14 protein-coding genes are annotated in these 14,363 nt (G+C 69.0%); 5 read left to right on the forward strand and 9 right to left on the reverse strand.

All coding sequences use genetic code 11. From position 1 onward, the window contains the following. Positions 1-4: 4 nt before the first annotated feature. The 3 genes from G6N43_RS17640 to G6N43_RS17650 all read left to right on the forward strand — a co-directional run bounded on the left by G6N43_RS17640 (position 5) and on the right by G6N43_RS17650 (position 3,279). A complete protein-coding gene (locus tag G6N43_RS17640) occupies positions 5-631 on the forward strand; it encodes a precorrin-8X methylmutase (RefSeq protein ID WP_083151256.1) in 627 nt (208 codons plus the stop codon). Beyond that, the gene (locus G6N43_RS17645) at positions 628-2,103 is read left to right on the forward strand and encodes a precorrin-2 C(20)-methyltransferase (RefSeq protein ID WP_083151253.1); all 1,476 of its coding nucleotides are present in this window, start codon (positions 628-630) and stop codon (positions 2,101-2,103) included. Before G6N43_RS17640 ends, G6N43_RS17645 begins: the two co-directional genes overlap by 4 nt. Positions 2,104-2,205: 102 nt before the next feature. Further along, positions 2,206-3,279, forward strand: coding sequence for a phosphotransferase family protein (locus G6N43_RS17650; protein ID WP_083151250.1), 1,074 nt, complete (start codon positions 2,206-2,208; stop codon positions 3,277-3,279). Here G6N43_RS17650 and G6N43_RS17655 read toward each other — a convergent pair. From G6N43_RS17655 to G6N43_RS17670, 4 genes are read right to left on the reverse strand one after another with little or no spacing between them, the layout of a single operon-like run. Beyond that, positions 3,257-3,988 carry a cobalt-precorrin-6A reductase gene (locus tag G6N43_RS17655; RefSeq protein WP_083151247.1) on the reverse strand — a complete coding sequence of 244 codons (732 nt, stop codon included), beginning with the start codon at positions 3,986-3,988 and terminating at the stop codon, positions 3,257-3,259. The two genes, G6N43_RS17650 and G6N43_RS17655, sit on opposite strands and share 23 nt — an antisense overlap. Then, the gene (gene cobM, locus G6N43_RS17660) at positions 3,988-4,743 is read right to left on the reverse strand and encodes a precorrin-4 C(11)-methyltransferase (protein ID WP_083151520.1); all 756 of its coding nucleotides are present in this window, start codon (positions 4,741-4,743) and stop codon (positions 3,988-3,990) included. Before cobM ends, G6N43_RS17655 begins: the two co-directional genes overlap by 1 nt. Continuing rightward, positions 4,740-5,918, reverse strand: a complete 1,179-nt coding sequence (cbiE, locus tag G6N43_RS17665) for a precorrin-6y C5,15-methyltransferase (decarboxylating) subunit CbiE (protein ID WP_083151244.1) — start codon at positions 5,916-5,918, stop codon at positions 4,740-4,742. Before cbiE ends, cobM begins: the two co-directional genes overlap by 4 nt. Positions 5,919-5,966: 48 nt before the next feature. Further along, positions 5,967-6,722 carry a decaprenylphospho-beta-D-erythro-pentofuranosid-2-ulose 2-reductase gene (locus G6N43_RS17670; protein WP_083151241.1) on the reverse strand — a complete coding sequence of 252 codons (756 nt, stop codon included), beginning with the start codon at positions 6,720-6,722 and terminating at the stop codon, positions 5,967-5,969. A 35-nt stretch (positions 6,723-6,757) separates the two neighbouring features. Between G6N43_RS17670 and G6N43_RS17675 the strand changes: the two genes are divergently transcribed. Then, positions 6,758-7,183 (forward strand): F420-dependent biliverdin reductase, encoded by a 426-nt coding sequence (locus G6N43_RS17675; RefSeq protein ID WP_083151238.1) that lies wholly within the window; start codon positions 6,758-6,760, stop codon positions 7,181-7,183. Here the strand turns inward: G6N43_RS17675 and G6N43_RS17680 are convergent. Then, the gene (locus G6N43_RS17680; protein WP_083151235.1) at positions 7,180-8,322 is read right to left on the reverse strand and encodes a M24 family metallopeptidase; all 1,143 of its coding nucleotides are present in this window, start codon (positions 8,320-8,322) and stop codon (positions 7,180-7,182) included. The genes G6N43_RS17675 and G6N43_RS17680 overlap by 4 nt on opposite strands. 10 nt (positions 8,323-8,332) lie before the next feature. Further along, positions 8,333-8,728 carry a VOC family protein gene (locus G6N43_RS17685; RefSeq protein ID WP_083151232.1) on the reverse strand — a complete coding sequence of 132 codons (396 nt, stop codon included), beginning with the start codon at positions 8,726-8,728 and terminating at the stop codon, positions 8,333-8,335. Positions 8,729-8,751: 23 nt separating this feature from the next. Between G6N43_RS17685 and G6N43_RS17690 the strand changes: the two genes are divergently transcribed. After that, positions 8,752-9,708, forward strand: coding sequence for a 5'-3' exonuclease (locus tag G6N43_RS17690; protein WP_083151229.1), 957 nt, complete (start codon positions 8,752-8,754; stop codon positions 9,706-9,708). A gap of 4 nt (positions 9,709-9,712) precedes the next feature. Here the strand turns inward: G6N43_RS17690 and G6N43_RS17695 are convergent, their stop codons facing one another. The 3 genes from G6N43_RS17695 to tatC all read right to left on the reverse strand — a co-directional run bounded on the left by G6N43_RS17695 (position 9,713) and on the right by tatC (position 14,353). Next, on the reverse strand, positions 9,713-10,543 hold the full coding sequence (locus G6N43_RS17695; RefSeq protein WP_083151226.1) for a DUF4333 domain-containing protein: 831 nt from the start codon (positions 10,541-10,543) through the stop codon (positions 9,713-9,715). Positions 10,544-10,617: 74 nt separating this feature from the next. Then, on the reverse strand, positions 10,618-13,419 hold the full coding sequence (locus tag G6N43_RS17700; RefSeq protein WP_083151223.1) for a DEAD/DEAH box helicase: 2,802 nt from the start codon (positions 13,417-13,419) through the stop codon (positions 10,618-10,620). Then, a complete protein-coding gene (tatC, locus tag G6N43_RS17705) occupies positions 13,403-14,353 on the reverse strand; it encodes a twin-arginine translocase subunit TatC (RefSeq protein ID WP_083151220.1) in 951 nt (316 codons plus the stop codon). The genes G6N43_RS17700 and tatC overlap by 17 nt, the downstream gene beginning before the upstream one ends. Positions 14,354-14,363 lie beyond the last annotated feature (10 nt).

Here is a 14,363-nt window from a genome sequence, read left to right on the forward strand (position 1 = left end):
GCGAGTGCTCGACTACATCCGCGACGCCGCAGAGATATATCGGCAGTCGTTCGCGACGATCCGCGCCGAAGCGGACCTGACGCGGTTTCCCGAGGATGTCGCGCGCGTCGTGGTGCGGCTGATCCACACCTGCGGACAGGTCGACGTCGCTGACCACGTCGCCCACAGCGACGATGTCGTCGCCAAGACCCACGCCGCGATGGTCGCAGGCGCGCCGGTGCTGTGTGACTCGTCGATGGTGGCGGCCGGCATCACGAAGTCCCGGCTGCCCGCGGCCAACGAGGTGGTCTCGCTCGTCGCGGACGACCGGGCACCCGCCCTGGCCGAGCGGCTCGGCACCACGCGTTCGGCGGCGGGTGTGGAGCTGTGGGCTGACCGGCTCGGCGGCGCGGTGCTGGCCATCGGCAACGCGCCGACCGCGTTGTTCCGCCTCCTCGAGCTCGTCGACGAGGGTGCGCCCACGCCGGCGGCGGTGCTGGGTGGACCGGTCGGGTTCGTCGGCTCGGCGCAGTCCAAGCAGGAGCTGATCGAGCGGCCCCGCGGCATGTCCTATCTGGTGGTGACGGGCCGCCGCGGCGGTAGCGCGATGGCGGCGGCCGCCGTGAATTCGATTGCCAGCGAACGCGAATGACGACGAAGCGAGGAACGCTGTGGGGTGTCGGCCTTGGGCCCGGCGACCCGGAGTTGGTGACCGTCAAGGCGGCGCGGGTCATCGGTGCGGCCGACGTGGTGGCGTACCACAGCGCCCGCCACGGTAAGAGCATCGCGCGCGGTATCGCCGAGCCGTATCTGCGTGAGGGCCAGATCGAGGAGCATCTGGTCTATCCGGTGACCACCGAGACCACCGACCATCCCGGTGGCTACGCCGGCGCGATGGAGGACTTCTACCGCGAATCGGCCGAGCGGATCGCCGCGCATCTCGAGGCCGGCCGCGACGTCGCCCTTCTGGCGGAGGGCGATCCGCTGTTCTACAGCTCCTACATGCACATGCACACCCGGCTCACGGAGCGCTTCGACGCGGTGATCGTGCCCGGTGTGACGTCGGTGAGCGCCGCATCCGCCGCGACGGGCACTCCCCTGGTCCAGGGCGACGAGGTGCTGACGATCCTGCCCGGCACCCTGCCCGTGGGCGAGCTCAAACGTCGGCTGAGCGACACCGATGCCGCCGTCGTCCTCAAGCTCGGGCGTTCCTATCCCGCGGTGCGGGAGGCACTTTCGGCGAGTGGTCGGCTGGATGAGGCGTTCTACGTCGAGCGTGCGAGCACGCCGGCGCAGCGGGTGCTGGGCGCCGGTGAAGTGGATGAGACATCGGTGCCGTACTTCTCGCTGGCGATGCTGCCGGGCACGCCCCGGCCCGAGTCGACCAGCGGCAGTGTCGCCGTGGTCGGGCTAGGACCCGGCGACAACGACTGGATGACGCCGCAGAGCCGCCGCGAGCTGGCGGCGGCCACCGATCTCATCGGGTACGGCCCATATCTGGACCGCGTGGGAAGCCGCGACGGGCAGCGGCGCCATCCCAGCGACAACACCGACGAGCCCGCCCGCGCCCGGTTGGCGTGCACGCTGGCCGAACAGGGCCGCGCCGTGGCGGTGGTGTCCTCCGGCGATCCGGGCGTCTTCGCAATGGCCACCGCGGTGCTCGAGGAGGCCAAGCAGTGGCCCGGCGTCCGGGTGCGGGTGATTCCGGCGATGACGGCCGCGCAGGCGGTCGCCAGCCGGGTGGGTGCGCCGCTGGGCCACGACTACGCCGTCATCTCGCTGTCCGACCGGCTGAAGCCGTGGGAGGTGATCGCGACGCGGTTGACCGCGGCGGCGACCGCCGACCTGGTGCTGGCCATCTACAACCCGGCGTCGAAGAGCCGCACCTGGCAGGTCGGGGCGATGCGCGACCTGCTGCTCGAACATCGCGACCCCGGCACTCCCGTGGTGATCGGCCGCGACGTGTCGGGTGCTGCTGAGGTGGTCAAGGTGGTGCGGCTGGCCGACCTCGACCAGGCCGACGTCGACATGCGCACGCTGCTGATCATCGGGTCGTCGCAGACCCAGTGGTATCTGAGCGAGACCGGCGACACCGTCTTCACGCCGCGCCGCTACCCCACCTGACAACGCGTCGAAAGTGCGGGGAGATCGCGATTCGACGCAAAATCGCGATCTCCCCGCAGTCTCGAGAATCTGGGGCGCATTGGTAATGTCCGCCGCGTGACTGTGACTGCGGCCATTCCACGCGGACCCGAAGATGTAACGCCGGCCTGGTTGAGTTCAGTGCTCAATGTGGACGTGGGCGCGGTCGACGTCACGGCGATCGGAACCGGCCAGACGGGCGCCACGTATCGGGTGGCGGCGACGTATTCGTCACCTCGGCCGGACCTGCCGGGGTCGTTCGCAATCAAGTTGTCCGCGCAGGACAACGCGGTCCGCGAGCGCGTCGCACTGGGCTACCGGTCGGAGGTCGAGTTCTACTCCCGCATCGCCCATGCGATGCGCATCCCGGTCCCCCGCAGCTTCTACAGCGACATCTCCGACGACGGCGCCGACGTCGTGCTGCTGCTCGGTGACATGGCACCCGCGGTGCAGGGCGACCAGATCGCCGGCTGCAGCGAACAGGAGGCCCGGCTGGCGGTCGAGGCCCTCGCGGGGCTGCACGGCCCCAGTTGGTGTGACCCCCAGTGGCTGGATCTCGCCGCCATTGTGATGCCGAAACCCGGCGATGACGACGCCGCCAAAGGCTTGGGCGACATCTCGAAGATGGCCGCGGACATCGTGGTCGACAGGCTTGGTGCGCACATTAGCACCGAGGATCAGGAAACCCTGGTTGCCTCAATGTCTTTGGTGACGCCCTGGCTGCGGGCCGAGCCGAAGCGGTACGCCCTGATGCACGGCGACTATCGCCTCGACAACATGCTGTTCGACCCGGACCGCACGCGCATCACCATCGTCGACTGGCAGACCGTGGGCATCGGGTTGCCCGGACGCGACCTCGCCTACTTCACCGCGACCAGCCTCGAACCCGGCCTGCGGTCGGCCATCGAGCGCGACCTCGTCGAGGTGTATCACCAGGCGCTGCTTGGCTACGGAATCACTGACTACGACGCCGAGACCTGCTGGCGCGACTACCGTCTCGGCGCGGTGCAGGTTCCGCTGCTGGTCGGGCTGGGCACCGCATTCGCATCGACGACCGAACGCGGCGACGAGATGATGCTTGTCATGCTCAGCCGCGGCTGCCGGGCGATCCGCGAATTGGACACCCTCGACCTGATCAACGAGTACTCACAGCGCTGACCCACGCGACCGCCTCGTCGGTCGTGCCAACGGTCTGTACGCCCGACGGCAGCGGCGGACGGTCGACCATTACCACCGCAACCCCGAGCGCCGCGGCGGCGTCGAGCTTCGGCCGCGTCATCGCGCCGCCGCTGTTCTTGGTCACCACCGCATCGATGCGATGTTCGCGCAGCAGCGCGAGTTCGCCGTCGTAGCCGTACGGCCCCCGCGACAACAGCACGTGGTGGTGCCGCGGAAGGTCCTGCGGATCGGGCGGCGTCACCGCGCGGATCAGGAACCAGGCGTCGACGTCCTTGAACGCCGCGGTTCCCGAGCGGCCTGTGGTGAGGAACACCCGTGAGAATCGCTTGTCGGCAACGGTTTCCGCGGCCTCGGTGTCGGAGGCGACTACGATGGCGTCGCCGGGTGCCCATGCGGGCCGGACCAGCACGAGATGGGGGACGCCCAGCTCGCGGCACACCGTCGCGGCGGTGGCGGTCATCGTCGCCGCGAACGGGTGGGTGGCATCCACGACGGCGTCGACGCCGTTTTCGCGCAACCAGTTCCGCAGCCCGTCGGCGCCGCCGAACCCACCGATGCGCACCTGACCCACCGGCAGCGCGGGATCGGGGACCCTGCCCGCCAGCGAACTGATCACCTCGACGTCGGGGTACAGCTGCGCGGCCAGCGCGCGGGCCTCGGATGTCCCGCCGAGCAGCAGGATTCGCATCAGTGCCGATCCCCGCGGGTCCGGTGCGTGGAGTAGAGGTAACTGTCGCTGAACCCCTCGGCGACAAGCACATCGCCGACGAAGATGACCGCGGTACGGGTGATGTCGGCGGCGTGCATCTGCTCGGCAAGGTCGGCGAGTCGGCACCGCAGCACCTGCTGTTGCGGCCACGTCGCGAATGCGACTACCGCACATGGTGTTTCGGAGTCGCGGCCGCCCGCGAGCAGCTGCGGGACGATCGTGTCGATCTGCGCGGCTGCGAGATGCAGGACCAGAGTGCCGCCCGAGGCCGACAGCGTCGGCAGATCCTCACCCGGGGGCATCGCCGTCGACAGCGTCGCCACCCGAGTCAGGGTGACGGTCTGCGCCACCCCGGGGACGGTGAGCTCGCGGCCCAGCACCGCGGCGGCGGCCGCGAAAGCCGGTACACCGGGCACGATTTCATAGTCGATGCCCAGCTCATCCAAGCGACGGCACTGTTCGGCCACTGCGCTGTAAATCGACGGGTCCCCGGAGTGCAGCCGTGCGACGTCGTGGCCAGCGGCGTGCGCATCGGCGATCTCGGCGATGATCGCGTCCAACGTCAGTGGGCCGGTATCGACCACGCGGGCGTCGGGCGGGCATTCCGCCAGCAGGTCCTTCGGCATGATCGAGCCCGCATAGAGGCACACCGGGCACCGTGCGAGCAGTCGCTGACCGCGCACCGTGATCAGATCGGCGGCCCCGGGACCGGCACCGATGAAATAGACCGTCACCGCTTGGTCACCGACCACTGCGTCACCGGCATCGCGGGCCGCCAGCCGGTGAACCCGCCGAGCGGTTCTCCGCGATAGTGCTGAAATCGCTGTAGCTCGCCGCCGAGCCGCGAATACCATTGGGCCAGAGCGGCTTCCGATTCAGCAGTTACGGCGTTGGCGACCAGCCGACCATCGGTCGGCAGGCGTTCCCAGCAGGCCTCCATCAATCCCGGTTGAGTGAGCCCGCCGCCGACGAAGATGGCGTGCGGCGGCGGTTCGAACTCGAAGCTGTCCGGCGCATCGAACGTCACGGTGACGTGAACGCCGAACCTCGTGGCGTTATCTTCGATCCGCTTACGCCGCCGCTCGTCGCGTTCGAAGGCGATGGCGCGGCAACCGGGTCCGCTGCGGCACCATTCGATCGCGATGCTGCCGGATCCGGCCCCGACGTCCCAGAGCAGTTCGCCCGGCCGCGGGGCAAGCGCGGCGAGCGTGACGGCGCGCATCGACTGTTTGGTGATCTGGCCGTCGTGGGAGAACGCGTCGTCGGGCAGCACGGCGTTGCGGCGCTCGTCGGGCAGGTAGCGCACGGCGATCACGTTCAGATCGTCGACGTCGCCGGGTGGGCGCGCAGACCATTCACGTGCGGTCGCCGAGCGGCGCCGCTCCGCGGGTCCGCCGAGCTGCTCGAGCACCGTGATCTCCGAGTCGCCCCGACCGGTGTCGGTGAGCACACGCGCCAGCGCCGCGGGGGTGGTCGCATCCCTGGACAGCACGACTGCCTGCCCGCCGCGTCGCACCGCGGTGTGCGGTTCGCTCGTCACCAGGCTGACGATCTCGGTGTCCTGCACGGCCCACCCGACCCGCGAGCAGGCCAGCGTCACCGACGACACGTGTGGCAGCACGACGACCTGCTCGGCGCCGTAAAGCCGGATCAGCGAGCTGCCGACGCCGTGCAACAGCGGGTCGCCGCTGGCCACGACGTGCACATCGCCGTCGGCACCGTCAAGGATCGTGCGGAGCGCGGGCAGCATCGGCGTCGGCCATGCCCGCCGCGCAGCGGTCACGGTGTCGTCGAGCAGATCCAGTTGGCGCTGTGATCCGTAAATCACTGTGGCCCTGGTTAATTCGGCACGCGATGCCTGCGGGAGCCCGGACATGCCATCGGCGCCGATCCCTACGACGACGATCATGGCCGTCCGCCCTTCATCATGACCATCGGTTCTTCGCGCAAGCGCTCATCATCGTGGCATCCTGCGCCACACGAACTGCGGCAGCAACCGCATCCCCGCGAACATCGGCCGCAGCACCCACGGCACCCACACCGTGCGGCCGCCCCGCGACAGCGTCCGCACCGTCGCCGCGGCGACCGCCGCGGGTGTGCTGGAGAACGGCGCGGGCGTCATCCCCTCCGTCATCCGCCCGATGACGAACCCCGGCCGCACCACAAGTAGGTGCACCCCGGATCCGTGCAGTGCGTCGGCCAGCCCGCAGCAGAAGCCGTCAAGACCCGCCTTCGCCGAACCGTAGACATAGTTGGCCCGCCGCACCCGCACACCGGCGACCGACGAGAACACCACGATCCGGCCCGCTCCGGCGGCGCGCATCGTGGTGGCCAGCACCGTCAGCAGGCTGGCCTGCGCGACGAAGTCGGTGTGCAGGATCGCCGCCGCGTGCGCCGGGTCCTTCTCGGCGCGGGCCTGGTCGCCGAGAATCCCGAACGCGAGCACCGCGGTGCCGATCGGCCCCTGCTCGGCCACGATGGAGTCGACGACCGCCTGATGCGTGTCGAGGGCATCGGCGTCGAACTCACACACCGCGACCGACTTCGCCCCGGCGGCCCGCACCGCGGACACCTCCTCGGCGAGGTCATCGGCACGGCGGGCCGCCAGCACGACGGTCGCACCGGGCGCCAGCCGCGTCGCCACCTCGATGCCGATCTCGCTGCGCCCACCGAAGATCACCACGACGCGGCCCGCGGGCTCCGTGTCCTTCACGGGAGCGATTATCGCCTGCGCTAAGTTGGGCCTTGATGGCCCAGTCAAGTCGTCGGGCAACTGCCCGACTCACCAACGACGCACTCGCGTTCCTCACCGAACGGCACCTGGCCATGTTGACCACGCTGCGGTCGGACAATTCGCCGCACGTGGTGGCCGTGGGGTTCACCTTCGACCCCAAGACACACATCGCCAGGGTGATCACGTCGGGCGGCTCACAGAAGGCGCTGAACGCCGAGAATCAGGGCGTCGCGGTGCTGAGCCAGGTCGACGGCGCGCGGTGGCTGTCACTGGAGGGCAAGGCGCAGATCAACAGCGACCCCGACGCGGTACGCGACGCCGAACTGCGCTACGCGCAGCGATACCGGACACCGCGCCCCAACCCGAAGCGCGTCGTGATCGAGGTCCGCGTCGAGCGGGTGCTCGGCTCCTCGGACCTGCTGGACCGCCCGACCGTCTAACCCGCCGCAGCCGGACCCGCAGGCACCACCACGAGTTCGTGCGGGCGGTTGTTGACCGCCTGCGCGCCGTCGGCGGTGACGATCACGATGTCCTCGATGCGGGCTCCCCACTGGCCGGGGAAGTAGATGCCGGGTTCGACGGAGAACGCCATGCCCTCCTCGAGCGGCAGGTCGTTGCCCGCGACGATGTAGGGCTCCTCGTGCACCGAAAGTCCGATGCCGTGTCCGGTGCGGTGCACGAACGCCTCGCCCAGCCCGTCGGCGGCAAGTACGTCACGCGCGACGGCGTCGACCTGTTCGGCGGTGACGCCCGGCCGCACCGCGTCGACAGCGGCCTTCTGGGCGCGCTGCAACACGGCGTAGCGGCGCGCAACCTCGGGGTCGGGCTCCCCGATGCTGTACGTGCGCGTGGAGTCGGAGTTGTACCCGGGTTCGTACGGCCCGCCGATGTCGACGACAACGATGTCACCGGCCCGCAGTTCACGGTCGGAGCATTCATGGTGCGGGTCGGCGCCATGCGGACCCGACCCGACGATGATGAACGCCACCTCCGAATGCCCCTCGGCAACAATGGCTTTCGCGATGTCGGCGGCGACGTCGGCCTCGGTTCGGCCGGGCACCAGAAACTCAGGCACGCGGGCGTGCACCCGGTCGATCGCGGCGCCGGCCTTGCGCAGCGCGTCGATTTCGGCGGCGTCCTTGATCATTCGCAGCCTGCGAAGCACGTCGGTCGCGAGCACGGGCACGACGCCGAGCACGTCGGCCAGCGGCAGCAGGTGCAGCGCGGGCATGGAGTCGGTGACCGCCGTCGCGACCGGCGCACCGCCGAGCGCGTCGGCCACCAGCCGGTACGGGTCGTCGCCGTCGACCCAATCCCGCACCGCGAGGCCGAGTTCCGTCACCGCCGACTCTTTCAGCGACGCCAGCTCCAGCCGCGGAATGACGACCGTCGGCGGGCCGGACACGGGCAGCACCAGCGCGGTCAACCGCTCAAAGGTCTGGGCTCGTGAGCCGACCAGGTATCGCAGGTCGTAGCCCGGCGTGATGACCAGGCCGGCCAACCCGGCGTCGGCCGCAGCGGCGGCGGCCGCGCGAAGGCGTTGTGCGTAGACGTCGGTGTCGAATCGGCCGGAGGTCATGGCGTTCAGGCTAATCGGGGCGCAGATAGCTGGCGACCTCGATCAGGTTGCCGTCGGGGTCGCGGCAGTAGTGCGACGTCATCGGGCCCAGCGCACCGATCTTGGCGACCGGCCCATCGGTGATCTGCACACCGCAGGTCCGCAGGTGCGCGCCGACGTCCTCGGCGCTGACGTCGGCGATGAAACACAGATCCAGCGACCCGGGCGTGTCGACGGCACCGGTCGGCCAGTTCGGTGCGCCACTGGGCCGCGCGTTGATCTTCTGGTTGCCGAACGCCAACGCGATGCGGCCGTCGCCGAACACCTCCCGCCGCATGCCGAGCACCCGCACGTACCAGTCCACGGTCTGCTCCACGTCGCGGCAGTTGAGGACCACATGGTCGATTCGGTCGACGGCGAAGGTCATACCTCACGCTACTGTCAGAAACCGTGTCCGCTCCTCTGTTACTGCTCGACGGCGCCAGCATGTGGTTCCGCTCGTACTTCGGTGTGCCGTCGTCGATCACGGCGCCCGACGGGCGGCCGGTCAACGCCGTGCGCGGGTTCCTCGACGCCGTCGCGACCGTCATCACCCGCGAGCGCCCCGGTCGTCTCGTGGTCTGCCGCGACGACGACTGGCGGCCGCAGTGGCGCGTGGACCTGATCCCGTCGTACAAGGCGCACCGTGTCGAGGAAGAACTGGCCGACGAACCCGACGTCGAAGAGGTGCCGGACGACCTGACGCCGCAGGTCGACATGATCATGGAGATCCTCGACGCGTTCGGTATCGCGACGGCGGGCGCACCGCACTGCGAGGCCGACGACATCCTCGGCACGCTGGCAGCCCGTGAGACACATGATCCCGTGGTCGTGGTCAGCGGTGACCGCGATCTGTTGCAGCTGGTGCGCCACGAGCCGGTACCCGTCCGGGTGCTCTACCTGGGCCGCGGCCTGGCGAAGGCCACCAAGTGGGGCCCGGAGGAGGTGGCCGAGACCTACGGAGTGCCGGTCCACCGCGCCGGTCCGGCCTACGCCGAGCTCGCGCTGCTGCGCGGGGATCCTTCCGACGGGCTGCCCGGGGTGCCTGGCGTCGGCGAGAAGACCGCGGCGACGCTGTTGGCACAGCACGGCTCGCTGGAGAACGTCCTCGCCGCGGCGCACGACCCGAAATCCAAGATGTCCAAGGCGTATCGGACCAAACTGCTGCGCGCCGTCGACTACATCGAGAAGGCGGGACCGGTCGTGCGGGTCGCCGACGACGCCGACATCGACTGGTCGACGGCGTCGGACGAACTACCGTTGGCCGCCGCGCATCCGCGCAAGGTGGTCAAGCTCGCCGAACAGTACGGCGTGACGTCGTCGATCGGCCGGCTGCAGAAGGCCCTCGACGACCTGCCGAACCGCTAGCCCGTTACTTGGGGCGGCCGACCTCGTAGGTGCCGTTGTCGTCCTGGAAGGTGACCGTCACCTGACGCTTGGTGCCGTCGATGCTCACCTCACAGTTGAAGGTGCCGCCCTTCTTGACCGTGGGGTTCTGACCGTCGTTGCACTTGACGTTCGTGACGTTCTTGGCGCCGTAGCCGTTGGCCTCGTCGGTGAGGACGCGCTGCACACCGGTCTGCGCGGCGTCGATGTCGAGCTTGGTGGTCACGAAGAAGCCGGGCTTCCAGAAGCCGAGCACCAGCACGACGGCGACGATGAGCGCTGCCAGCAGGCCGATGACACCGCCGATCACCGCCAATGAGCGCTTGGACCCCGCGTCGGCGGGCGCGGCGCCGAACTGGCCCGGCTGACCGTACTGCCCCGGCTGCTGGCCGTACTGGGGCGGCTGACCGTATTGGCCGGGCTGCTGGCCGTACGGCTGAGCGGGCTGACCGTAGGGCGCGGTGTACTGACCGGGTTGCTCGTAGCCGGGCTGCCCGTACTGGCCCTGCTGCGGGTACGCCTGCGGGCTGTACTCGGTGGGCGGCTGATACTCCTGCGGCGGCTGGTAAGCCGGCTGCTGCGGGTACTGGGCGTACTGCTGCTGTTGAGGGTCGTATGCAGGTGGCTGCTGCTGTTGCGGGTCGTACGCGGGGGGCTGCCACTGCGGCGCGGCGGTGGTCGGCTCGCTGCTCGACGGCTGCCAGGGCTGGCTGGGTGGTTGATTGGCCGACGGATCGCTCGACGGCTGCTCCGCCGGCTGGTCCGGCTGCTGGCCGGGCCATTGCTGGGTCGGGTCAGATCCCTGCGGTCCGCTCATCTCACTCCTTGCTCGCGCGGCAGGGCCGCGAATACACGGCGAATATTCGGTAGTCAGTCGTGCTGGCGCACACATTACCCCGCATCAACAGCTACGACGCCGCGCCGAACGTCGTTGATCGCGCGTTTCGCGGTTGCGCGCAGGGTGGGGCTGGGTGCGGCGTTTCGCACCTGGTCGAGCAGATCAAGTACCTGACGGCACCAGCGAACGAAATCCCCTGCGGACAGCGGGGACCCCGAACCCGCGGAATCCGACGCCGCCAGTGCGCTGGTGAGGTCGCCGGTCGCGGCCCAGCGATAGATGGCGGGCACGAATCCCTCGTCGGGTTCGCGACTCTGACTGATTCGATGTCGCTGTTCGTCTGCGCGCAGCTCGGTCCACTGCCTGCGGGTCTGGTTCAACGCCCGTCGCAACGTGCCCGTGGGGGCTTCCACGCCACCGGGGGCGGTCGGCGTGTCGCCGCGGGACTCGTACAGCACGGCCGACAGCACCGCGGCGAGCTCCGCGGGGTTCAGGCCGTCCCAGATACCGCTGCGCAGGGACTCGGCGACCAGCAGATCGCTCTCGCTGTAGATCCGCGCGAGCAGGCGGCCGTCATCGGTGACCTTCGGATCGCCACCGTCGGGCCCGGCGTCGATGAAGCCGCGCTCGGTGAGCAGCACGACGATCCGGTCGAACGTGCGCGCCAGCGAGTTCGTCGCCGCGGCGACCTTCTGGCGGGTCTGCTCGTTGTCGCGCTCGATGCGCAGATAGCGCTCGGCGAGGCGCGACTTCTCCTCGCGGTCGGGCAACTGATGTGCGGGATGGCGCCGCACCTGTTCACGGAGGGACGCCAATTCGGGGTCGACGTCACGTTCGACGGGTTCGCCGCGCCGCTTGCCCTTCGCCGACGGAACCTCGAGACCGGCGGCCGCCGATCGCAGCGCCGACGCGAGATCGCGACGTGCGCGCGGGTTTCGGTGCTCGACCCGCTTGGGAAGCGACATCGAGCCCAACGGCGCGGACGCACCCGAATAATCGGCGGACGAGATCCGGCCCGCCCAGCGGTGTTCGGTCAACACCAGCGGACGCGGATCGTCGCTGTCGCGGTCGGGTTCCAGGACGACGGCCAAACCACCGCGTCTGCCGTGGGTGATCGTGATGATGTCGCCACGGCGCAGCGCCGCGAGCGCATCGTTGGCCGCCCTGCGGCGCTGCAGCCGGGACGCTCTCGACTGGGCGCGTTCGCGTTCGGAGATCTGCTGCCGCAACCGGACGTACTCGAGGATCGGCGGTTCCCTGCCGTTCTTGGCCGGCGGCTTGCCGTCGTTCAGCTCGACGGCGATCTCCTCGAGCATCCGCTCGCCGCGCTCGATTCCCCGGACCAATCCGACGACCGACCGGTCCGCCTGATACTGCGCAAACGAACTCTCCAGCAGCCGGTGCGCGTGCTCCGGTCCCATCTGGTGCACCAGGTTGATCGTCATGTTGTACGACGGCGCAAAGGAACTGCGCAGGGGGAAGGTGCGCGTGGAGGCCAGCCCCGCGACTTCGGCCGGGTCGACGTCGGGAGTCCATAGCACCACCGCGTGGCCTTCCACGTCGATGCCGCGACGGCCTGCGCGCCCCGTCAATTGGGTGTACTCCCCCGGCGTCAACGGCATGTGCTGTTCGCCGTTGAACTTCACCAGGCGTTCGAGCACCACCGTCCGGGCGGGCATGTTGATGCCCAAGGCCAGTGTCTCCGTGGCGAAGACGGCCTTCACCAGTCCGTCGACGAACAATTCCTCCACGGTGTGGCGGAACACCGGCAGCATGCCGGCGTGGTGGGCCGCCAGTCCGCGCAGCAGGCCTTCGCGCCATTCGTGGTAATCGAGGACGATCAGGTCGGCCTCGGGCAGGTCGGCGCACCGGCGGTCGATGACCTCCGCGATCCGTTTGCGCTCCTCGTTATTGGTGAGCCGCAGCGACGAGCGTAGACACTGTTTGACCGCGGCGTCGCATCCGGCGCGGGAGAAGATGAACGTGATCGCGGGCAGCAGCCCCTCCCGGTCCAGCGTCGCGATCACATCGGGCCGGGTCGGGGTGCGGTAGATGCTCGGGCGGCTCCGGTTGCGGCCGCGGCCGCGCGGTTGCCAGTCGGCGAGCCGGTCGGCTTCCAGCCGATGTGCGATGTGGCGCAACAACTCCGGATCGACGAGCAGTTCGCGCCCAGAGGTTTTGGATGTTTTGGTTTTGGCCCCACTTTTCGCCCGGTAGTCGAACAGGTCGAACAGCCGCTTGCCCACCATGACGTGCTGCCACAGCGGGACGGGGCGGTGTTCGTCGACCACCACCGTGGTGTCGCCGCGCACGGTCTGGATCCACCCGCCGAACTCCTCGGCGTTGCTCACCGTCGCCGACAGGCTGACAAGCAGGACGTCGTCGGGCAGATGCAGGATGACCTCTTCCCACACCGCGCCGCGCATCCGGTCGGCCAGGAAATGAACCTCGTCCATCACGACGTACGACAGCCCGTCCAGCGCCCGCGAATTCGCATAGAGCATGTTGCGCAGGACCTCGGTGGTCATCACCACGATGTCGGCGTCGCCGTTGATGGACTGGTCGCCGGTGAGCAGGCCGATCTTCTCGGGGCCGTATCGCGCCACCAGGTCGTTGTGCTTCTGGTTGCTCAGCGCCTTGATGGGCGTGGTGTAGAAGCACTTCCGGCCCGCCGCCAGCGCCAGATGTACGGCGAACTCACCGACCACCGTCTTGCCCGCGCCGGTCGGGGCGCAGACCAGCACGCCGTGCCCGCTTTCCAGCGCCTCGCACGCGGTCTTTTGGAAGGCATCGAGACGAAACGGCAGCCGTTCGGTGAAGCTGCCGAGGAGTGGGCCGCTAGGTGGCGTCGTCATCGACCACGAGCCGCGACGCCGTCGGCACCGCGGTGGGCGCGTCGATCTGCTCGACACCCCCGATCGGCGCCGCCTGTTCGTCGGGAACCTCGTCGAGAGCCTCGCGACGCGCCCTGCGCTTGTCGCGAACACGGGCGATCTGGATGGAGAACTCGAGCAGCACCGTCAACGCCAGCGCCAGAGCCAGCATCGAGAACGGGTCCGAACCGGGTGTGAAGAACGCAGCGAAGATGAACAACCCGAAGATCATGCCGCGGCGCCACGACTTGAGCCGCGCATACGTCAGTACTCCGACGAAGTTCAGCATCACGATCAGCAGCGGAAACTCGAAGCTGAACCCGAACACCAACAACAGGTTGATCAGGAACCCGAAGTACTGGTCGCCGGACAACGCGGTGACCTGCACATCGCTGCCAACGGTCAGCAGGAAGCCCAGCGCTGTGGACAGCACCAGGTAGGCCAGCACGGCGCCGGCGATGAACAGGACGGCGCCAATCGTGACGAACGCGACGGCGAATCGCCGTTCCTTCTTGTACAGGCCGGGCGTGATGAACGCCCACATGTGGTACAGCCAGATCGGGCAGGACAGCACGATCCCCGCCGTCAGCGCGACCTTCAAGCGCAGCATGAACTGGTCGAACGGCGCGGTCGCGAGGAGTCGGCAGGCGCCGTCGGGTGCGATGGTGGCGCGTGCCGACGGCGGCAGCGCGCAGTACGGACCGCGCAGCCAGTCCCCCAGGCTGGGCAGCCCGAAGACACCGTGGGTGTACCAGAGGAAGCCGAGGATCGTCATCACCACGACGGCGGCGACCGAGAGCAGCAATCGCGTACGCAGTTCGTGCAGATGCTCGATGAGCGACATGGTGCCGTCGGGGTTGACCCGCGAACGACGCCGACGAGGATCGAGTTTCTTGAAGATTCCGGGGGTCTGCACGGCGATGTCT

Origin of the sequence: Mycolicibacterium moriokaense, assembly GCF_010726085.1 — a bacterium.
In the GTDB taxonomy this organism is placed as follows: domain Bacteria; phylum Actinomycetota; class Actinomycetes; order Mycobacteriales; family Mycobacteriaceae; genus Mycobacterium; species Mycobacterium moriokaense.